This is a genomic window from Commensalibacter communis (genome assembly GCF_947179015.1).
Lineage (GTDB): Bacteria > Pseudomonadota > Alphaproteobacteria > Acetobacterales > Acetobacteraceae > Commensalibacter > Commensalibacter communis.
Window position 1 is genome coordinate 12,642 of the sequence record NZ_CAMXCM010000009.1, and the last position, 19,977, is coordinate 32,618.

Sequence of the window (19,977 nt, forward strand, 5' to 3'; positions counted from 1 at the left end):
TCTCGAGAAGAGAGGAGATGAAATTAGTTATGTGTTATTAAATTATCAACGGGGTATTGATAAGCTACTAAAAATGCATGAACTATTTGTTTACTCTCTTCATTATTGCTATTTTTGTGTATAGATATTGCGGCATTAAAGAGAGGATGAAGGTTAACATTGTTGTGAATTAGAGAGCTAGGACCATAGTAACGTTTGGATTGAAAATTTTCATGTAAAGAAATGCCGCTAACTGGATCTAGAGTTATGCTTTTGATAATACATAATGCATTTTCTTCATTATCTTTTATTTTTTCTTGAATCCAAACACCTCTATATTTTCCTGAAGCTTCTGTCTCTGTAGCAGCAGTTATTAAAAATATTAAATTGTGGGATATGGCCTTTAGACCTTTATTATTTTCTAGTTCTGTGATTTTTTCTTTGTAAATTTCTTTTATGCTTTGCAGAATAGTTATATTTTCATCTAAAAAATTTGAGATTATATTATCTTCTATATATCCATTTAGTCTTACATATTTACAATTTTGAATATAATGTATTAAAAGGTTAGAAAGTGGATATTGTTTATATAGTTTGGGAATAAAAGTATCAAATTCCTTTTCATATGAAAATATCTTGCAAATATCTAAAAAAAGCGCATTTGATTTTGTTGCTGCCAATCGGTTTTTTACACAAATTTGATTATGTGTCGCGGTTATAATAGTCAGAACGTTCTTTAACTCATTATTTTCAAATTGACGAATATTTTCTTGCCATTCGTCCAATAACGCTAAATTTTTAGGATAGCCTCCTTCCAACTTTTCATTTATGTTTTGAATTATAATTTTAATAATTTCTTCAGTGTTGTTTTGAGATAAGAGATCATCAATAATTTCTGTTTCTTCTACAGGCAAGAAGGCTGGATTTTGATCATATAAAAAGTAATTTTCAAAATATTTTTCAGACGAAATTCTCTTGGATTTCATTAATGGGTATGGTGATTCATTAAGAAAACATATTTTAAAGGATTCTATATCTTGTTTAGAATCTTCCTGAAAGATAAGCTTTGAAACAAGGTCGAGGAAAGTTCTATTTTGACCACAGAAATCTTGTTTATTATTTTTAATTAAACTATAGAGCTTAGGCCTAAATAAACGACAAGATTCAATGAAAATAAGATCAAAAGGATTAATAAATTTTTTGGTTGCCATCCATTGTAATGTAAGGCTATTGATCAAGCGATTAACTTGACGAGGTGTTTTAAGCTGTTTGTATATAAGAATGTTAAAAAATGGATATAGATAAAAAGATAGCTCTATATTGTCAAATAAAAGTTTATATAGATCATTTAACTGCTTGTTGAGTTTTTCTATAAAGTACAATTCTAATCTGGGCTGTAGGATGAGGGGTAAATCAAAAGAGCCTTGCACTATTTTTTCAATCCATTGAGGCCCTTCGGGATCGGTATCTTTTTCAAGTGCTCTTTCAACAATTTTACGATCAAACCCTAAAAGATAAGTCACATAAGGCAAATCTGCTATGGATTTCACCAGTCTGAAAATTTGGCGCATTTCATCAGCAGGCAGGCGGTCTATATCATCGATAATGATTAGTAGGGGGCGCTTTTGTGCTTTTAGAGCTTTATTTAATGCTCGCTTTGTTTGTTCTAAAGAAGGTCTTTTTTGAAGGTTTTTAATAAGGAGTTGTGTGGTATTTCCTACCATTTTGGAGGTCGCGGGATTTAGATAAGAAAGCGCTTCAAGTGAAGGTAACGTTAATGCAGCAATGGTTTTCAAAAACGCTTTGATATTGTCCCAGCTGTTATCAAGTTGCTTTTCAAGCTCGTGAAAAAATGCAGTTGTTAAATTTTCTTGATTAGAAAATAGCCAAGGTGAAAAGTGAATGATCGTTGTGCGTGGTTTGGTTTCTTTGATCTGTAAAGGTCTATCTGGTTCGAATGTTTTATATAAAAATAAATCATTTAATATTTTGAATTTTGCATATTTTGGGCGATATCTTTGCATCCATTTTAAATGTTCTATCACTAAATTAATCGCCGAGGTTTTCCCAGAACCCCATTCCCCATGAATGCCAAGGACTAAGCAATCTCCTCTGGTGGTGGCATTATCTAAAATCGTCGCAATATTTTTTGCAAAAGGGCTGTATCCTAAGCAATCAGCAGCTAGGTCTGTAATGGGGCTGTCAGCGGACAAACTATTCGCAGATATATCATTCATATACTGAACCCTTTTGCACTATATTGATGTTAAATCACATAATCAATCGGGGGCAGGGATAGATCCATTGAAATCCCAGGCATGTCTTTGTGTTTGATCCCAACTGGACGGGCGGGATTGCCAACGACTGTGGTGTAAGGCAAAACATTTTGCAGTACAATAGAGCCAGCGCCAATCTTTGCCCCTTCCCCAATTTCTACATTGCCCAGAACTTTGGCACCAGCACCAATTAAGACGCCACGACGAACTTTTGGATGGCGATCTTGCTCGACTTTTCCTGTTCCACCTAAGGTTACAGCTTGTAAGATAGAAACATCATCTTCGATGACAGCCGTTTCCCCAATGACGACACCTGTGGCATGGTCAATCATAACCCGTTGACCCAATCTTGCAGCGGGGTGAATATCTACCGCAAAGACTTCGGAAATACGGCTTTGCATATGTAACGCAAGGAAAGGACGCTCTTGTCTCCATAACCAATGGGCAATGCGGTGGGCTTGGATTGAATGAAATCCCTTAAAAAATAAAAAAGGCGTCACCAAGTTTGTACAAGCTGCATCACGCATCATGACTGCAATTAAATCCGCCGCTGCAACGGAGACCAAAGGAGGGCTGAGTTGATAGGTTTCTTGAATTAGATGCGTCAAGGCTGATGGTGAAATAGAGGTGTCGCCCAATTTGCGTCCGATAATATCCGCTAACGCTGCTGAGAAATTAGGATGGCGATGAATGCACGCATTAAAAAAACTGGCCAACAAAGGGTCACAACAGGCACGGCTCTCATCAACTATTTTCATCCATAATGCATCCAGATTGATTTCATGACTGTCTGGACCACTAGCAAGCGTATTGCGTGGATTATTCATAGCGTTTTGTTCTGGAATAATAGGATATGGATAACGCGATAAAGAATCACTCATTAATAAAGCCTCGGAATATTTATTTTTAAAAATCTTTAAGATAAAGCGTAAATAGATATTATTACTATATTTCAGTTTATATAATATGTCATTTTTAAGAAACAGATTTAATTTTTATATTGGTTCGGTAAAAAAATATTACCCACAATCACAGTTTCGTGTTTAGAATTAACATATATATCAATAACAATTTATTTATTGAAGTATAATTATCATTTTGGGTTGTTTGGGGATTTTATATTTTTCATACATATTATTTCAGAGGGGGATTTTATTCGATGAGGGGCAGAATTCTGAATATTTTGCGGCTAAGAAATTATTTGTTGATTGGGTTGTTATGCTTAATGCCCATGCATGCTTATGGTGCCACGATTGTTTCACCAACGTTGGATACAGGGGATACAGCATGGATGTTAATCAGCTCAGCGTTGGTTTTATTGATGACTATTCCTGGTTTGGCGTTGTTTTATGCGGGGATGGTCAGAAAGAAAAACGTTCTGGCAACGATGATGCAGTCTTTTTCTATTTGTTGTATGATGAGTATATTGTGGGTTGTGATTGGATATAGTCTTGTTTTCACCACAGGAACACCTTTTATTGGGAATCTCTCTCAATTTATGTTGGGTGGGATTCTAGACCATTATCATTTTGGTATTGATAAAGGATTTGTACTGGGGTCAGATACCGCGGCACCTGTGATGATGACTATTCCACAAAGTGTTTATGTTGTTTTCCAAATGACATTTATTATTATTTCTGTGGCAATTTTGGTTGGTTCCGTTGCGGAACGAATGAAATTCAGTGCATTATGTTTATTTTGTCTTGCATGGGGATTATTATCCTACGTGCCGATCGCGCATTGGGTTTGGACTTCAACAGGATGGTTGGCTGCGTTAGGGGCAATTGACTTTGCTGGTGGTACTGTGGTGCATATTAATGCTGGGGTGGCTGGTTTGGTTTGTGCCCTCATGGTTGGCAAAAGAATAGGGTTTGGTAAACGTGACTTATCCCCTCATAATGTGGGATATGCAGTTATTGGTGCTTCTTTGTTATGGGTGGGTTGGTTTGGCTTTAATGCGGGTTCAGCGTTAGGTGCAAATGGACGTGCAGGGATGGCGATGTTGGTCACTCAAATTGCAGCTGCATCAGGTGGTATTGGTTGGATGTGTATTGAATGGATCAAGCGCAAGAAACCAACCGTTTTGGGGATTGTTTCTGGTGCCATTGCGGGGCTTGTGGTGATTACACCAGCTGCAGGGTTTGTCTTACCTGGGCCTGCATTATTAATGGGCTTTATTGGTGGTATAGCATGTTTTTGGAGCTGTTCTTACTTGAAGCATAAATTAGGGTATGATGATTCGTTGGATGCGTTTGGTGTGCATGGTATTGGTGGTATTATTGGTGCTATTTTAACGGGTGTATTTGCATTCGGCCCTTTATCAGCCACAGAATCTGATCCAGCAGGGATTTCAGCGTCCGTTGGATTGGTAATTGCGCAAATTGAAGCCGTTATTGTGACGATCATTTGGAGCGGTGTGGTCTCTTGGGTTTTATTAAAGGTGATTGATAAGCTGGTTGGTTTACGTGTTACTCAAGACGAAGAACGCGAAGGATTGGATATGGCTTTACATAACGAGCAGATTAACTCATAATTCTAATCAACGAATGAATAATGCTTTTCATCAATATTACAGCATTATTCATCGGGCAATTTTCTTTACATCAAAAGGGTAATCCATGAAAAATTTCCTTTCTCCAATTTCTGTATTGGGATCATATGCTGCAGTTGCTGCGTTAACTGTTGGTACGATGGCTGGTTTTTCTTATTCTGCACATGCAGCAGAAGGAAAAGCATGTTATGAGCAATTTAGTGAAGCTAAAAAGAGCAATACATTGAAAGAAAAGAATTTCAAAGAATTCAAAGCCGCACATTGCGATCAAAAAGCTGCTGCATCAACGGATAAACCAGTGGCAGCAAATGCCCCAAAAGCTGATAAGCCAGCAGCTGCAACGAATGAACCAGCTAAAAAAGATTCCACTAAAAAAGAAGCAGCAGAAAAAGCACCAGTAGTTAGCGGGGATGTTGTTTTCCCAGATAAAGTTGATCCTCAATTCGCTAGTGAAAAAGAGGGAACTGCTCGTATGAATACCTGTAAAAAGCAATATCATTTGAATAAAACATCAAATAAAAATGGTGGTCTTAAATGGATTCAAAAAGGTGGTGGATATTACAGCGAATGTAATAAACATTTAAAATCAGCCACAGGTAAATAAATTTTACTAATATGATAGTTAAATAAAAGGCCTATTTCTCGAAAAAGGAATAGGCTTTTTATTTATTCTTCGTCAGGGTACAAATCTTCTCTCTTAACAAATTGGATCTCGCCTTTTTGAATGGTCATAGGATCCAAAATAATAATGTAATCACATAATGCCACCGTTGCAGGTCGGTGTGCTACGATTACACGCGTGACTTGCATATTTTTCAAGGTCTCAGCAATATGGCTTTCTGTATATTCATCAAGATGGCTGGTTGCTTCGTCAAGGAATAAAATTTCAGGTTGACGGTATAAAGCCCGTGCAATAATAACCCGTTGCTTTTGTCCGCCCGATAATGAGCTGCCCATATCCCCAACAAATGTCTCGAACTTCATGGGCATTGCCATGATATCGTCGTAAATGGCTGCTTTTTTCGCACAATCTATGATACGGTCAGGATCTGGATTATCATCAAAGGCACAAATATTATCTGCAATAGATCCGGAAAATAATCCATCATCTTGTAAAACACCTGCAATATTTTGACGATAATTATCCAAGGATTGTTTAGTAATATCTTGCCCTTTGTATAAAATCTGCCCTTCTTCTGGGAACGTAAGCCCCATCATAAGTTTTAATAAAGTTGATTTTCCACATCCCGACGTGCCTACAATCGCAATACTTTGCCCCTGAGGGATCTGTATATTCAAGTTTTGAAAAACCCAAGGCTCGGCTGGTGAATATCGAAAACCTAAATTATGGCATTCTAGTTGTTCAGATTGTTTTTGATCTGGCAAACTGGTTGTGCTTTGGGGCAGATTGTAATCAGTTGTATTCTTTTCTGTAGGGGTAAGGGCAATATCAGAGATGCGGTCGCTTTGAACTGATAACATACGAAGTTTAAACACAGCACCAATTAGACTGCCAATACGTCCTGTAAATTGATCTTTATAAGATAAGAACGCCACCAACATCCCAACAGACATTTGGTTATCCATTACAAAATATGCCCCAACAACCATCATAATCAGGCGGTCAGAGGCAAAAATTGCATCATTAATACGTCCGAAAATCAGATCATAACGTTGCGTTTTTAAGCCAACATTGATGCTGTCCACTAATAAATTGAGCCAACGTGCGCGACGGCGCTCGCGCAATCCTAATAATTTAATGCTGGCCATCCCACGCACGGTTTCAATAAAGTGAGAATCTTTTTTAGCACTGTAGATAATGCCCTCTTCAGAGGCTTGTTTATAAGGGCGATATGCAATAAAACGAACAATTGCATCCAGTGTCACCGCAACAACAGTTACAATCGCCAACCATTTGCCGTATATAAACAGCATGATTAACATGCCTACTGCCATAATACCATCCATCACCGCTTGAACCATATCGGTGGTAATGGTGGTTTGAATGGTGCCCAATGATCCAAAACGCGACAAAATATCACCAACATGACGTTTTAAAAAATAATCAAGCGGCAGACGGGTCAAATGGTCAAAAAGTCCAGCATTCCATTGCACATTTAATCGTGTGCTAAATAACATCATCATCCATGTTCTTGCGGTGGCGATAATCATTTGTAATAAAATTAATAATCCCACCCCAATGGCAATTGTGGTCAGTAAATTTTTATCTAAGGTCACAATGACCTCATCAATAATAACTTGGGAGGCCATTGGCATAATAATGGCGATTAGTTCAAGACCTAATGAGGCAAAGAATAAATAGCTTAATGTTTTTTTTAAACCATCGGTTTTTCTAAATAAATCTCTTAATTTTAAATTATTACGCTCATCTTTACGCTCGAATTTTTCATTGGGTGAAACTTCTAACGCAACCCCTGTGAATTCTTTATTGACCTCTTCCCATAAGATTTTACGTTGCCCATGGGCAGGATCATTAATGATAATACCATTGCTTTTGACTTCAGTTAATACAACGAAATGATTCAGACTCCAATGTAAAATGCAAGGTAGTTTTAATTTATTCAGTTCATCTATATCTAGGCGTAACGGACGGGTTACCATATGATTGCGATGTGCGACATCAATAATATTTTGTAACGTAATTCCCTTGATAGAAATGGATTCACGACGACGAAACGTCGTCAAATCAATATAATTTTTATAATGCCCCATAATCATTGCAAGGCAGGCCAAACCACATTCTGCTGCTTCTACTTGAAGAATAACAGGGGTTGTATGTCGGAAACTAAAATTGAGTTTGTTCAGAACATCTATCATGGTGTTGGTTTAATCAATCTGGTTTGAACGGTATTTTTGACTTTGATGAATGGGTCTAGCATCCATTGATATAACCGGCGATAATCAATCGCGATATCAGCCTCTACACGCATCCCTGGTTGTAAAAAATGTTTCTGGTTGTGATATCCCACGATAAATTGGTCGCTTGGCCTTACCCTAACACGATAGAGATTATGGTCACCTTCAGCATTTTTATTCGCAAATTCGTTTTTAAGCCGTTCGCTATCTTCTTTGCCCATCGTTTCAGAAGTGATGGGCGTATAGGTAATTTCTGATACTATCCCTTTATATAAACCAAATTTTTGATAAGGAAATGCGGAATAACTCAAAACAACGGTATCGTTCTTTTTTAACAAACCTACTGCAGAACTGGGGACGTAAAGTTCTGCCTCTAACTGCTGTCCTTCTGGAACAATGCTGAGTAAAGCAGAGTTCTGCGTAACTTGTTGACCAATGTAGCCACGTAATGCGGTGATATTGCCGCTTATTGGTGCGGTGATGATAATAGTTTGGTCTTTTTCACCTTGAATAATTTTTTCTTCAGTTTGAGTTATTTTTTGTTGAATATCATATAAATCATGTTTTAATGTGCTATCAAATAAACGAAGTTTAGAGGTATTTTCTAAAATTTGCCCTTCTATAGAGGTTTGACTTTGCAAAAACTGAGAATGAGACCCTAGAATTTGAGCGTAAGTATATAATTGATTTTGATATTCTAAATTCGTTGCCAAAGCCATTTTTTTGGCTTTTTCAATCATATTTAGCGAAGCCTGGATTTTTGGAATAATAACATTATCTTGATTAATTTGATCGGTAACTTTTTGGTGTTGCCGATATAAATTGGTTAGCGTACTGGTAATATTATTTTTTTCAATAGGGGCATTATCTTTGCGCAAATTATATTGATCGATCAATATTTGTTTTTGTTTTTTAAGCACTTGATTGATTTGTGCCTGAGCCGGTCCATTAACATTATTATTTTCAAGGCTGATTGCAAAAAGTTTTTGCCCTTTTGTTACAAAGTCGCCTTCTTTGACATTTTTTTCGACGATAACCCCAGTTGCCCTCGACCCAACGGTAACTAATCCAGAAGTAGGCATCATACTACCAACGGCATGGGTTCGACGGGTATATCCACCGTAATAAATATATAAAACCACTAATATTGTAAATATCAGGGATATCACTGATATAATTTTAATAGGAATAGGTTGGATATCTTGAACTTTGCCAAGCCAAGTATCGCGTTTAGCTTCTAATACTTCATTTCTAAAAAGTGAGCTCATTCATTCGCTTTATGTAGTGGGGTAATATCAAAAATATATGAAGTTTAAAAATCCTAGTTACTGAAAGCAAATCTATAATATTTTAGTCTTTTGCATACCGTTTGATTACTATAATTTTTAAATAAAAACTGGCGTGCAGAGTATCGATAATTTTATCTTCAGAAACAAACGCCCAAGATACACAGCGAACCATATTAATAATCGTGATGATATTCACAATATTAAAATAGAGTTACTGTTAGATGTCTGTCTGATAATCCATTGAAATCTTCATCAATAATTTAAGCAATCGTTATAAATAAGATATTATCTATTCAGCACGATTAAGATGCAAACTGAGTTTTGAACTTCTGTGATCCGAAGCTCACTTATTTACCTCCAAATATTTGTAAATTGTTTCAAACTCTTAATTGCTGATTGATTAAGAATGTTACGATTTATAACACATTCATTATTATATTACAACCTTATTGATACTAAAATATGTTCGGATTAATTATAATTTCGATATACTATTTATATTTCATTATAACGGTGTGTAGATATTATTTTATATTCATTTTTCCAACCATATTATAACTGCCAATCACGAGGCTTTGAATTGTAATATCTGGGGTCGAAGCTATGTCGCCATCCATACCATTCCCTTGATACTCTTTGGTTAATTTCGGCAAAATAATCGGTTTGACAAAGTTCGGATTATCGCTTTTTGGCCATAAAAGAACGCTGCCATCTTCTTTGATTTGTATGATTTTTAGTGTTGCTTCATAACAATCAGTCAAAGAATCTCTTCTAATGGTGATGACGCAGTCCCCATCTTCTGGATTTCGTCCAATATCAGAAAAGTTAATCGCTATAACAATGGTCCCTTCGGGATATAATAAGTTCATGGAATCCCCTTTAACGGTCAAGGCAAAGCTGTTAAAATGCTTGTAACGGCGATCAACAGGTACAGTCAAAGGGATCCAATCGTTTTCTGGCCATTCCGTTGCTGTGTTCCATTGTCCGGCTTGGACTTCGCCACGAATATAGATGGTTGTAATTGGAATCGGTGAATTTGCCTCGATATTTGATGATGAGTCGTGTTTTTTCACCGGATTAAGGAAAAAGTTTACGTTTACATCTAGTGCCTGAGCCAATTTTATCAATTTATCAGTTTTAGGTATATTATTATATCTTTTTAAATTTCTGATAAAATCCTCTCCAACACCGGCTTTGATTGAAGCTTTTCTGGCGCTAATTTTTTTTTCTTGTAGTAATTTTTCAATTTGATCTAGTAAGATTTTATTCTTCATGTTCATTAATTTACTGAATGTTGAAAAGCTATCAGGATTTATAGCCTTAATTTATGTTGACAATAAGGTTAAATAACCTTAAAAGTAACTTACATTACAATTATTCACCTTATATTAATAATTTTATCGCTATAAATATTTTAAATGGTTTTTATATTGGAATATAATACATATTTAAAGATATTTATATCAAATAGAGGAGGTATCGGTTTATGAAGAATTTATTATGTATTTCTAAATATTCAAGAGGATATATAAAATAATTAACTCAAATTTATTTTCTTAATTAAAGATGTTGAAAGTGAAATTGTTTTTTTTTAAATTTTCTCATGGTGCGAGAATTCTGTTTTTATATAAAATTCTTTCAGAAGTTGATTTTATATTTCCATCGGCAAGTATTGAAGAGTTTTTTTAATATATTTTTATTAGCATAAGAACAATTATTCATTACTAAATAGAATCTTTGAGATCTATGAGTCAACAATAAAGATTAAGGGTAAATTATTTCGTTAAAAAGCAAATATTGAATATTTGATAATTACTCTTCAAAAGTTGTGGTTAAAGGTAAACACCATGGAAAAAATGGGTTTTAAGTATAGTTGGGGGAAATTTTATTGGGATGCATGGTTGAATGATATTAATTTACAAAGTTGTGATTTAGCAGCACAAGGATTGTGGATTAACTTAATTGCGATTATGCATAAAAGCGATCAAATAGGATATTTGGTTATTAATGGTCGCCCAATGAATGTGGCTGATATCGCCAAACGGGTTGGTATTCGCAAGGACAGAGCTGAACGCTTATTACAAAAATTAATCGATAATGATGTGTGTTCCGTTACTGACGAAGGTATCTTATATTGTCGTCGTATTGTGCGAGAACAAAAAAAACGTAATCAACATAATAGTGGTAATGAGTTCGATCTTGATTATAAAAAAAACGATAACCAGTTTGAAAATAAAAAAAAATGTTCTGGTTATCGTAAAAAAAATCAAGGAGAACAAAATGTTATAAATTTTTCTTCCTTATATAAAGATATAAAAAAAGAAATACAAAATATAGACATCTTAACTGATATGGAAACGGTAAAAGAAAATATCAAGAGTAAAAATGAAAATCTTTATTATGCTTCGGGTTCCCGTTTACCCTCAGATTGGTATCCAGATACACAATGTCGTCAATTTGCTTTTGATTTAAATCTTTGCCCAGACACTATGGTTGAGGATTTTAAAGACTTTTGGCATGCTAAGCACGGAAAAGAAGCAATCAAAATGGATTGGTCAGCAGCATGGCGTAGGTGGTGTAGGATTGCTAATCAATGGCTAAAAACGACGTCTGTTCAATCTGATGAAAAAAAAAATCTTAGTTATTTTTAATGATTTGAAAATACACGCGTAAAAATAGGAATGTTTTATGTATTTAGTTTCTGAAAACATCAATGATGGATATGTTGAGCATCACCTATTGACGTTACCAGATTGGATTTCTGTTGTTCCAACAACCGAAGAATATGTGCAAAATAAGTTTATAATTGGTTCTACTTCTTCTTTATTTGGAAAAGAGAAAGTTCAGCAATATTTGGCAGAGTTAGAGCTGTTGTCACAGACCGTGGTTAATTTTGAAGTTTTTGTTGATTTCTTTAAAATTATTAATTTTGCGATTGCTAATCCTTTGAATAACGAGATTTTTAACCTTAAGGTGAAATCATTATATTCAATTTTTAAAGCCGTTCCTTTGCTATTTTTTAATACAGATACCTGTAGAGAATTGGCAGTTTTAACACCTTTTTTCCCATCTGCTCATGATGTTGAGCGAGTCTTGATAAATCATCGGCAAAAAATCACTCGTAATATAAAGATATTGCAAAACATGATTCAACAAAATTAAAGCGTTTTATTATTAAGGAGTAAATTAAATTGACGAATTATACCAAGAAGCAACCACAGATTACGTTTCCAAAAATTGTAAAAAAACAAGGGATGATCGTTCCATATTTACGTGGTGAATATCAAGTCGAGAAACAAGTAGATTCAGATAATCCTAAAAGGGTTACCACTCGTTTACGCCGTAAATCGGTTTATGATGAGATGTTGAACAGAGGATCTATTACCAAAGAACAAAGAGATTATGCGGAAAAATATGCAATTTTATGTGAAAAGGCTTTGGGTCGAACAGGGGATCTATACGCTAAAATGAATTTTATGAGGGACGGAGTGGGATGTTCTTGGGAACCCTCTGCTGCGCAACATGAAGCCTATGAAAAACTTTTTAAACTATGGAATGAAATAGGGCGCTATCATAAAGAAATATTAAATATGATCGTGCTGGGGAATATGAGTACAAAAGACATCTCTCAAGCAATGAAATTGAATTTGCATTATACAATGGGACAAGTGCTTTCGACCTTTATTTTGCTAGAAGAAGCGTTTGAAAATGTGTTTGTGAAATAAATCTTATAATAAAAGATTTAAAATGATACTCTTTTGGTGGTTTGTTATCGCGAAAAGAAGATATTAAATGATAAAAAAGATTATAGTAATTTACGCTCTTGGATTATTCGTGTCCTTGCCTGTATCAGCTAAAACGTTATATACGGGGAAACCAGAACAAAAACCACTAGAAGTTGCTGTTGCTTTTTTACAGGATAAATTACCCAGTGGGGATGCAGAGGGCAAACAGATTGTAACCTTACAGCAATCTCGGATATATTGCAAAAGTTCGCAATTATGCCCTTTACAAGCAAAAATCGCTTTGACAATTGATGGTTTGGATGACGACAGCATCAAGAAAAAGCGATATGAACTTATTTTACAATTCAATGCCAATCAGTCTTGGGAAATTATCAAACAAGATATTACTCAAATTTGTCAAAAAGCGCGTGGCAATCCAAATTTTTCCAAAGCTTTATGTCGATAAAATATCTAGTTTGATGGTTGAATAGGACTTGCATTCTTGTCAAAGTTATGTTAAATTTATTGTACAATGTATTCATTGCGTCTTTATTATAGGTGCGAGTATATAATACATTTTTTTTCAAAAGAAATTTAAGAAAATCTTATTGATGGCGATTATTAATCGTTTAAGTATATACTCTTTTTAAAAAATAGCCCCATTATCATTCCAATAATGGGGCTATTCTTGTTATTTCATTTTTTCAATTAGCTCGTTTTTAGATTTTTGAAAATCTTGCATAAATTTTTGGTTAGCATGTAGCCTTGCAACAATAGCTGCACCAATGATACGACCCGCATCGACATCACTTTGCCAATGGACACCGCAAACAACTCGACTTTGCCCGAAATCATATCCTCTTTGCAAAATTTCATCTTGTTTTTGAGGAAACATTTCTGCAAATATCAAGGCGGTCGACCAACCTATGGCGGTGTGACCAGAAGGATAAGACCCATTATGTTTTAATATATTATCATCTTGTGGGGAACAGGTCTGTGTATGATAATACACATAGGGTCTGACGCGTTTATAGTATTTTTTGGCTTTCTTGGTTCCTAAAAAGCCGCTATCGGCCATAATATTACGCATTAAATGATAAGTGGCCGGTGTATTTTCCTTGGAAATGGATACACCGAGGGCTTTTGAAAACGGTTTCCCAATATTGCTATCGCTTAGATCTGCATCGGATTGAGCAACACCCCATCTGGGAGTATGCGCAAGTGTAGATGCCTGTTTATATGCCTCTTGGTCAGCGAGAAAAGCAGCACTATTTTCTTTTGGCGGGGGTGGAAGTAAAGCTAGACTATTTACTATATCGCTTTCTTTTAAATAAGATGTATAGGGTTCATTTGTTTTTTTTTGAAAAACAGATTGTGTTTCTCTCGCGAATATATAGGTTGGAATACCCAATATTATACTGCCTGCAAGGAGTGATGCCGTAATTTTGTTGAAAATCATTAAGGAATCCTATTGATTAATTTAGAATATTACATTTTTTATATAATTTTATAAATATAAACTGATCAAGTCATTTCGAATATGTATGTGTTAAAAAAATATTTTATACCAATGGAAACATATAAGTGCCATTTGACAAATAGTTTAAAGGTTATTGTCCAGTTTTTTGTATGTATATACAAAAATACGAATGGCAGGTTTTGTGAATAATTTCTTCCTTATCTTATATATAATATTTAGATTTAGTTTGTAGCTTATTTCATCAAACCTGTCTTTGTTCAGGAAAACTGATGATAAATCTTTGTCATATTTTCCTGTTTTCAGCAAAATAAAATAGAACAATTTTATGGGTTCTATTTATTTAAGTAATCATTCTCACTTAATATAATTATGACGGCAAAAATGAAAAATTTTCAATCAATACATATTGGTATCTTACGTTATCCTGGCGCACAAGAGGCAAGCATATTGGGGTTAAAAGACCTATTTAACATAGCGAATCAATTGGCTCAAAAAGTAGTCGAACAATGTTTGCCTAATGTAAAAGTAAGCATCATTGATTTAGAAGATAAAATTGATTATACGGACATTGCATTTTTAAAATCCTATCATCCGGATAAAGATTTCTCGGCAATTATTATTCCCCCTGATTTACAAGGGATACCTTCTATTTCAAAGGATAATGTATATATTAAGTTTCTGCAGTGTCACCACCAAAAGGGTACAATTTTAGCCTCTGTTTCAACAGGGGCTTTTTTATTAGGTGAAACAGGATTGTTGGCAAATAGAGTTGTTACCACACATTGGAAATATGCAAATTCTTTGCAAAAAGCGTTCCCTCAGATTCATTTAAATATCAATCAACTATTGATTGATGATATAGATATTATCACTGCAAGTGGTGGTCTGAGTTGGGCAGATTTGGGATTATGTTTGATTAAGCGATTGTTAGGTCCAATTGTAATGGCCGATACGGCTAAGATGTGTTTAATACAACCTACGAACAAAGAACAACGACATTATAGTATTTTTGAGCCGTCTTTTTATCATGGGGATGATGCGATACTAAGAGTTCAACGATGGATTTCAACAACTAAGATTAGGGATAAAATTACTTTAAACAAGTTATCTGTTGTCGCAAGATTAACTAAACGAACACTGCAAAGACGTTTTGTTAATGCAACTGGTTTCAATGTGACTGAATATTTACAACGTTTTCGTGTCCATCAATCGCAAATATTTTTGCAATTTACGCGCATGCCAATTCATAAAATTGCTTGTAACGTGGGATATAAGGATGAGGGTGCATTTACCAAAGTGTTTACCAAAATTGTAGGATTAAAGCCAAGTATGTATCGTTGTAATTTTTTTGTTATTGAATGAAGTAATGAAATAAAAAATCTTAGAATAAGATTAGCGTTTATTATTTTGAATGAATTAGTGGCGAATATAATGAAAATTATGTTCGCCATTTTTATTTGTAAAACAGAAATGGAAAATGGTTATGAAAACATATTATTTTGATGATTATGGGGCAGCATCCAATGGGGCGTTTGATTGTACAGCCGTATGGAATAAAATTGTAGCAGAGATTAATTTAGCAAGCGCAGTTATTGAATTTGGATCAGGCACTTATTTATTTAAAAGCAATATCCAATTGAATTTAAATCAAGGACAATATTCAAATAGAAGCCAATCGATCACGATTAAGGGACAGGGCAAAGGCGTGACCAATTTGTTATGGAGTGGTGGCACAAGCTCTGGTCTCAGTATGTCTCATTACGATGGGGCGCAGAGTGAATGCCGTTATAATATACATGATATCAGCTTTATTACAAAAGATACCAACACAGGTACAGCCATTAAACTAGAGAATAAAAACCCTTATCGATTTGGAGGGGGATATTTATCAATGAGAAATGTCGCAATTAGCGGTCAAAATGGTCAAGCTTCTGGCAGTTATGGATGGGCAGAATGTTTAAACCTGAACACAATTTCATTTAACAACATTATCGATTGCGACTTTATTGGTAATTATTATCCAAATACAAACACGAATTCCAAAGGAGTTATTATTAATAGTAGCATCGGATCATCCAATCAGACCCTTTCTTCTATTGTAACTAATTTTACAGATTGTAACTTTTTATACCTTTTGGACGGTGTGGAAAATGGTGTAGGCACTCAGGGTTTATCAATTTCTCAATCGAATTTTACAAATTGTAAATATGGCGTTGTTGTGCCAGAAAATGGATATCAAATCAGCATTTCATTGTCTCAATTTGATTGTACAGATTGTGCAGTATTTTTATCTGGTGGAACCACCTGTTTCTTATTCAGTAATAATTTGGTGTTTACTAACCAAAAAAACGGATATGGCATTTGCTGTAATAGTTATGTGGACGGTTATATTATTACAGGTAATCAATTTGAAGGTGCTGGAACAGAAAATAACGTGAATGCGATTGTAATGAATGCATCATCTCCATCGGGAATGAACACAAATATTATTAGCAGTAATATATTTAGGAAATACACAACTGGAATTTTGCTAGCATCTGCATCAAGAGGTTGGAAAGTTTTTGGTAATGTATATGCTTTGACTTCTAATACCGTCTATAACCAAGGTCAAAATAATAGTATCAAGGATTAAGTGATAGGTTAAGATGAATGTCTAAAGCAAGTGCTTATATAATACCATCCACTAAAGTTTCTCCAAAAAAAACAGTAAGAAAAGCACCGACTAAATCAATTTCTAAAACACAAAAAACACCTTTAGAGGTTATGATTTTTATCATGAATAAAAGTCTAGAAGAGGAAAATTATGATTTAGCGTTGAATGTGGCTTACAAAGTTGCACCTTACCTTCATGCGAAATTAACAGAGTCAAAATTAGAAGTAACCAATTTAAAGCGTCCAGAGGAGATGAGCGATGAAGAGCTGCAAATCTTTATCGGCGCAAGCAAAGCAGGCAGCCCTTCGTGAGTTAACAAGACGGCAGTCAGCCCGAGCGCATTTGATTGATTTTACAATTTATACAAAACAAGATTATTGTATTGGTTCCCATCATCGTCTTTTATGTGAAAAATTAGAGGCGGTTGAACAAGGTAAAATCACACGTTTAATGGTTTTTATGCCACCCAGACATGGGAAGAGTGAATTAACGTCTAAACGTTTTCCTGCGTGGTTTTTGGGGCGTAATCCTACTAAACAAATTATTGCAGCCAGTTACTCTGCAAAATTATCCGATAGTTTTGGCAGGGATGTGCGTAATATTGTTGGTTCTTCTTTATTTAAAAATATCTTTCCAACGGTTGCTTTATCTTCAGATAGCAAAGCAAAGGATTTATGGGAAACCAATCAGGGGGGTATTTTTCTGTCTGCTGGGGTCGGTGGTTCGATGACGGGTTATGGCGGGGATCTAGCGATCATTGATGACCCAATCAAAGACCGTCAAGATGCAGAAAGTGAAGTTATCAGAGAAAATATCTGGGATTGGTATAAATCCGTTTTACGTACCAGAATTATGCCAGGTGGTGCGATCATATTGGTTTTAACGCGCTGGCATGTTGATGATCTTGCAGGGCGATTACTCAATGAAATGGAAAATGGTTCAGGTGAGGCTTGGGATATTTTACATTTGCCAGCAAGAGCGATGGAAAATGACCCTTTAGGTCGATTAGTAAATGAACCTTTATGGGGTCAAGCTTTTGGCGAGAAAGAATTAACACAAATTGAAAAAGCGGTTGGTGAGCGAGATTGGATGGCTTTGTATCAAGGCGTTCCGACAGTGTTAACAGGATCATTTTTTAAAACACAACGGGTTTCAATTCTAGATGCTGCGTCGAAAGCAATTAAAATTGTGAGGCGGTGGGATTTCGCCGCCAGCAAAGCTATGGGAAGTTATAATCCTGATTGGACTGTTGGGGTTAAAATGCAACGTAATGAAGATGGCGGATATATAATCCTTGATATCGTGCGTTTTCGTGGTCGCCCTGATGAAGTAGAAAAAGCCGTAACCGCTGTAGCCAGTCAGGATGGATATGATGTGCATATTGTTTTACCTCAAGATCCTGGTCAAGCAGGGGTTGCTCAGGTGCAATATTATACAAAATTATTGGCTGGATATAAAATTCAGTCCATCAGAGAAACTGGGGATAAAGCAACCCGAGCCGAGCCTTTTGCCGCACAAATAAACATAGGGAATATTGCATTAATCCGTGCCTCTTGGAACAGAGCATTTTTAGAAGAGTTAAGTTGTTTTCCAAAAGGCGGTCATGACGATCAGGTCGATGCAGCATCAGGAGCCTTCGCATTCATAGCCATCAAAAAAGGCTTACCTAAAATGCCGTCTTTTGCAAATTTATTACGTATTTCAAAATAGCCAGTTGTGGTTTTTTAAATAGTCGAGAAAAGAAGTAATGGTAAAAAAAACTAAACTAAGAGAAATTTATATTTCTGAAACCAGAAAAAATAGCCCGATTGATAAACTTGACCTTTTTGCGCCTTATGAAGTGCCAGATGGAATTGTGGGTGAAAGCGACGAAGACGATCATTCGTTGGTCAGTGACAGTATTTTTACAGATCAGTTTCGTAATTTTAATATAACGAATGATCCGATGACCACTTTGTTCGAAGAGGGGATTGGGTTTCCTGGCTATCCTTATTTGGCGCAGCTTTCTTTGCGTGGTGAATATCGTATGGTCGTTGAGACTAGAGCAGAAGAAGCAACAAGGCAATGGATTACAATTAAAAGCCAAGAGAATATTGTCAATTATGATGATAAAATTGCTCAGATTAATGCAGAATTCAAAAGATTGGATGTTCAAGGATTGCTTCGAAAAGCACTTTGTACCGAAGGTTATTTTGGACAATCTTTTTTATATGTTGACTTGCAAACGGCATTACATGATCCAGAAGAGAAAATGAGTCCTCTTTTTTTAACCCCTAAGAAAATTAAAAAAGGGGAATTGAAAGGATTTAAACTGGTTGATCCAACATGGGTTACACCTGTTAATTATGACGCTATTGATCCATTTAGTGAAGATTTTTATAAGCCTTCTATATGGTGGGTTTTAGGACAACAAATTCATGCGTCTCGTATGATTTCAATGGTTTCACAACCTGTGCCTGATATTTTAAAACCAGCTTATAATTTCGGTGGCGTGCCTTTAGCATTTATGTGCAAACCTTATGTTGATAATTGGTTACGGACACGTCAATCAGTGGCGGATTTAATTAAATCATTTTCTACAATGGTGTTAAAAACGGATTTATCTCAACTGTTAAGCCCAGGCTGTGAAGAATTAAGTAAACGTGCAGAGTTGATGGCGGCATATCGAGATAATCGTGGGTTGCAAATTGTTGATAAAGACAGTGAAGATTTGACAAATATCGCAACACCTTTATCGGGTTTAGATAAATTACAAGCACAATCTCAGGAACATTTGGCCTCTATTTCTGGTATTCCTTTGGTGAAACTACTGGGCATTACACCCTCGGGTTTAAATGCGTCCTCTGATGGGGAAATACGCTGTTTTTACGATAAAATTTCAGCATTACAGCAATCTGTTTTACGTCAACCTATCCAAACGATTTTAAATATTGTGCAGCTGCATTTGTTTGGCATTATTGATCCTAATCTTACCTTTGAATTTAACTCTTTGTGGCAGTTGGACGAGGTTCAACAATCACAAGTTGATGTGAATACAGCAAAGGTTCTTGCCGATTATTCAAATATGGGTGCCGTGGATACAAAGAAGATTAAAGAGATAATTAGTCGTAAAAATTTTTAGAATAATCAAAGAATAAATTGATGGTT

General features: G+C 35.4%; 17 protein-coding genes. 11 read left to right on the top strand and 6 right to left on the bottom strand.

Going from position 1 to position 19,977, the window contains the following annotated elements; genetic code table 11:
* Positions 1–23 precede the first annotated feature (23 nt).
* Together PQG54_RS10710 and cysE are read right to left on the bottom strand one after the other, a co-directional pair.
* On the bottom strand, positions 24–2,216 hold the full coding sequence (locus tag PQG54_RS10710; RefSeq protein WP_271790585.1) for a KAP family P-loop NTPase fold protein: 2,193 nt from the start codon (positions 2,214–2,216) through the stop codon (positions 24–26).
* Positions 2,217–2,245: 29 nt separating this feature from the next.
* The gene (cysE, locus tag PQG54_RS10715; protein WP_271790597.1) at positions 2,246–3,082 is read right to left on the bottom strand and encodes a serine O-acetyltransferase; all 837 of its coding nucleotides are present in this window, start codon (positions 3,080–3,082) and stop codon (positions 2,246–2,248) included.
* Positions 3,083–3,480: 398 nt separating this feature from the next.
* Between cysE and PQG54_RS10720 the strand changes: the two genes are divergently transcribed.
* Both PQG54_RS10720 and PQG54_RS10725 read left to right on the top strand, forming a co-directional pair.
* Entirely contained in the window at positions 3,481–4,788 is a 1,308-nt protein-coding gene (locus tag PQG54_RS10720) for an ammonium transporter (protein WP_271790596.1), read from the top strand.
* Positions 4,789–4,873: 85 nt separating this feature from the next.
* On the top strand, positions 4,874–5,410 hold the full coding sequence (locus tag PQG54_RS10725; protein ID WP_271790584.1) for a hypothetical protein: 537 nt from the start codon (positions 4,874–4,876) through the stop codon (positions 5,408–5,410).
* 62 nt (positions 5,411–5,472) lie between these two features.
* Here the strand turns inward: PQG54_RS10725 and PQG54_RS10730 are convergent, their stop codons facing one another.
* From PQG54_RS10730 to PQG54_RS10740, 3 genes are all read right to left on the bottom strand, one after another.
* On the bottom strand, positions 5,473–7,644 hold the full coding sequence (locus tag PQG54_RS10730) for a peptidase domain-containing ABC transporter (protein WP_271790583.1): 2,172 nt from the start codon (positions 7,642–7,644) through the stop codon (positions 5,473–5,475).
* Entirely contained in the window at positions 7,641–8,951 is a 1,311-nt protein-coding gene (locus PQG54_RS10735; protein ID WP_271790582.1) for an HlyD family secretion protein, read from the bottom strand. The genes PQG54_RS10730 and PQG54_RS10735 overlap by 4 nt, the downstream gene beginning before the upstream one ends.
* 545 nt (positions 8,952–9,496) lie before the next feature.
* On the bottom strand, positions 9,497–10,246 hold the full coding sequence (locus PQG54_RS10740; RefSeq protein ID WP_271790581.1) for a LexA family protein: 750 nt from the start codon (positions 10,244–10,246) through the stop codon (positions 9,497–9,499).
* 573 nt (positions 10,247–10,819) lie between these two features.
* Here PQG54_RS10740 and PQG54_RS10745 point away from each other — a divergent pair.
* From PQG54_RS10745 to PQG54_RS10760, 4 genes are all read left to right on the top strand, one after another.
* Positions 10,820–11,623, top strand: a complete 804-nt coding sequence (locus PQG54_RS10745) for a hypothetical protein (RefSeq protein ID WP_271790580.1) — start codon at positions 10,820–10,822, stop codon at positions 11,621–11,623.
* A 37-nt stretch (positions 11,624–11,660) separates the two neighbouring features.
* Positions 11,661–12,134: a hypothetical protein gene (locus PQG54_RS10750; protein ID WP_271790579.1), complete on the top strand. Its 474-nt coding sequence runs from the start codon at positions 11,661–11,663 to the stop codon at positions 12,132–12,134.
* Between the two features lie 29 nt (positions 12,135–12,163).
* Positions 12,164–12,697 (top strand): hypothetical protein, encoded by a 534-nt coding sequence (locus tag PQG54_RS10755; RefSeq protein WP_271790578.1) that lies wholly within the window; start codon positions 12,164–12,166, stop codon positions 12,695–12,697.
* 67 nt (positions 12,698–12,764) lie between these two features.
* Positions 12,765–13,163, top strand: coding sequence for a hypothetical protein (locus PQG54_RS10760; RefSeq protein ID WP_271790577.1), 399 nt, complete (start codon positions 12,765–12,767; stop codon positions 13,161–13,163).
* Positions 13,164–13,388: 225 nt separating this feature from the next.
* On the opposite strand, the gene PQG54_RS10765 is transcribed toward PQG54_RS10760, so the two are convergent.
* Positions 13,389–14,156 carry an acid phosphatase gene (locus tag PQG54_RS10765; RefSeq protein ID WP_271790576.1) on the bottom strand — a complete coding sequence of 256 codons (768 nt, stop codon included), beginning with the start codon at positions 14,154–14,156 and terminating at the stop codon, positions 13,389–13,391.
* A gap of 402 nt (positions 14,157–14,558) precedes the next feature.
* On the opposite strand from PQG54_RS10765, the gene PQG54_RS10770 reads away from it, so the two are divergent.
* The 5 genes from PQG54_RS10770 (at position 14,559) to PQG54_RS10790 (ending at position 19,951) form a co-directional block, all read left to right on the top strand.
* Complete coding sequence (locus PQG54_RS10770; RefSeq protein ID WP_271790575.1) at positions 14,559–15,539, top strand: GlxA family transcriptional regulator; 981 nt, start codon at positions 14,559–14,561, stop codon at positions 15,537–15,539.
* A 121-nt stretch (positions 15,540–15,660) separates the two neighbouring features.
* Positions 15,661–16,809 (top strand): hypothetical protein, encoded by a 1,149-nt coding sequence (locus tag PQG54_RS10775; protein WP_271790574.1) that lies wholly within the window; start codon positions 15,661–15,663, stop codon positions 16,807–16,809.
* A 17-nt stretch (positions 16,810–16,826) separates the two neighbouring features.
* The gene (locus PQG54_RS10780) at positions 16,827–17,141 is read left to right on the top strand and encodes a hypothetical protein (protein ID WP_271790573.1); all 315 of its coding nucleotides are present in this window, start codon (positions 16,827–16,829) and stop codon (positions 17,139–17,141) included.
* Positions 17,089–18,540: a phage terminase large subunit gene (gene terL / locus PQG54_RS10785; RefSeq protein ID WP_271790572.1), complete on the top strand. Its 1,452-nt coding sequence runs from the start codon at positions 17,089–17,091 to the stop codon at positions 18,538–18,540. The genes PQG54_RS10780 and terL overlap by 53 nt, the downstream gene beginning before the upstream one ends.
* 37 nt (positions 18,541–18,577) lie before the next feature.
* Positions 18,578–19,951 (top strand): DUF1073 domain-containing protein, encoded by a 1,374-nt coding sequence (locus PQG54_RS10790; protein ID WP_271790571.1) that lies wholly within the window; start codon positions 18,578–18,580, stop codon positions 19,949–19,951.
* Positions 19,952–19,977: the final 26 nt, after the last annotated feature.

Excerpts from the sequence above, each read along its gene's own strand:
- PQG54_RS10710 (WP_271790585.1), bottom strand. The coding sequence starts at position 2,216 with ATGAATGATATATCTGCGAATAGTTTGTCCGCTGACAGCCCCATTACA.
- terL (WP_271790572.1), top strand. The coding sequence starts at position 17,089 with ATGAAGAGCTGCAAATCTTTATCGGCGCAAGCAAAGCAGGCAGCCCTT.
- PQG54_RS10750 (WP_271790579.1), top strand. The coding sequence starts at position 11,661 with ATGTATTTAGTTTCTGAAAACATCAATGATGGATATGTTGAGCATCAC.
- PQG54_RS10740 (WP_271790581.1), bottom strand. The coding sequence starts at position 10,246 with ATGAAGAATAAAATCTTACTAGATCAAATTGAAAAATTACTACAAGAA.
- PQG54_RS10730 (WP_271790583.1), bottom strand. The coding sequence starts at position 7,644 with ATGATAGATGTTCTGAACAAACTCAATTTTAGTTTCCGACATACAACC.
- PQG54_RS10735 (WP_271790582.1), bottom strand. The coding sequence starts at position 8,951 with ATGAGCTCACTTTTTAGAAATGAAGTATTAGAAGCTAAACGCGATACT.
- PQG54_RS10770 (WP_271790575.1), top strand. The coding sequence starts at position 14,559 with ATGAAAAATTTTCAATCAATACATATTGGTATCTTACGTTATCCTGGC.
- PQG54_RS10760 (WP_271790577.1), top strand. The coding sequence starts at position 12,765 with ATGATAAAAAAGATTATAGTAATTTACGCTCTTGGATTATTCGTGTCC.
- PQG54_RS10745 (WP_271790580.1), top strand. The coding sequence starts at position 10,820 with ATGGAAAAAATGGGTTTTAAGTATAGTTGGGGGAAATTTTATTGGGAT.
- PQG54_RS10775 (WP_271790574.1), top strand. The coding sequence starts at position 15,661 with ATGAAAACATATTATTTTGATGATTATGGGGCAGCATCCAATGGGGCG.
- PQG54_RS10720 (WP_271790596.1), top strand. The coding sequence starts at position 3,481 with ATGCCCATGCATGCTTATGGTGCCACGATTGTTTCACCAACGTTGGAT.
- cysE (WP_271790597.1), bottom strand. The coding sequence starts at position 3,082 with ATGAATAATCCACGCAATACGCTTGCTAGTGGTCCAGACAGTCATGAA.
- PQG54_RS10725 (WP_271790584.1), top strand. The coding sequence starts at position 4,874 with ATGAAAAATTTCCTTTCTCCAATTTCTGTATTGGGATCATATGCTGCA.
- PQG54_RS10790 (WP_271790571.1), top strand. The coding sequence starts at position 18,578 with ATGGTAAAAAAAACTAAACTAAGAGAAATTTATATTTCTGAAACCAGA.
- PQG54_RS10780 (WP_271790573.1), top strand. The coding sequence starts at position 16,827 with ATGTCTAAAGCAAGTGCTTATATAATACCATCCACTAAAGTTTCTCCA.
- PQG54_RS10765 (WP_271790576.1), bottom strand. The coding sequence starts at position 14,156 with ATGATTTTCAACAAAATTACGGCATCACTCCTTGCAGGCAGTATAATA.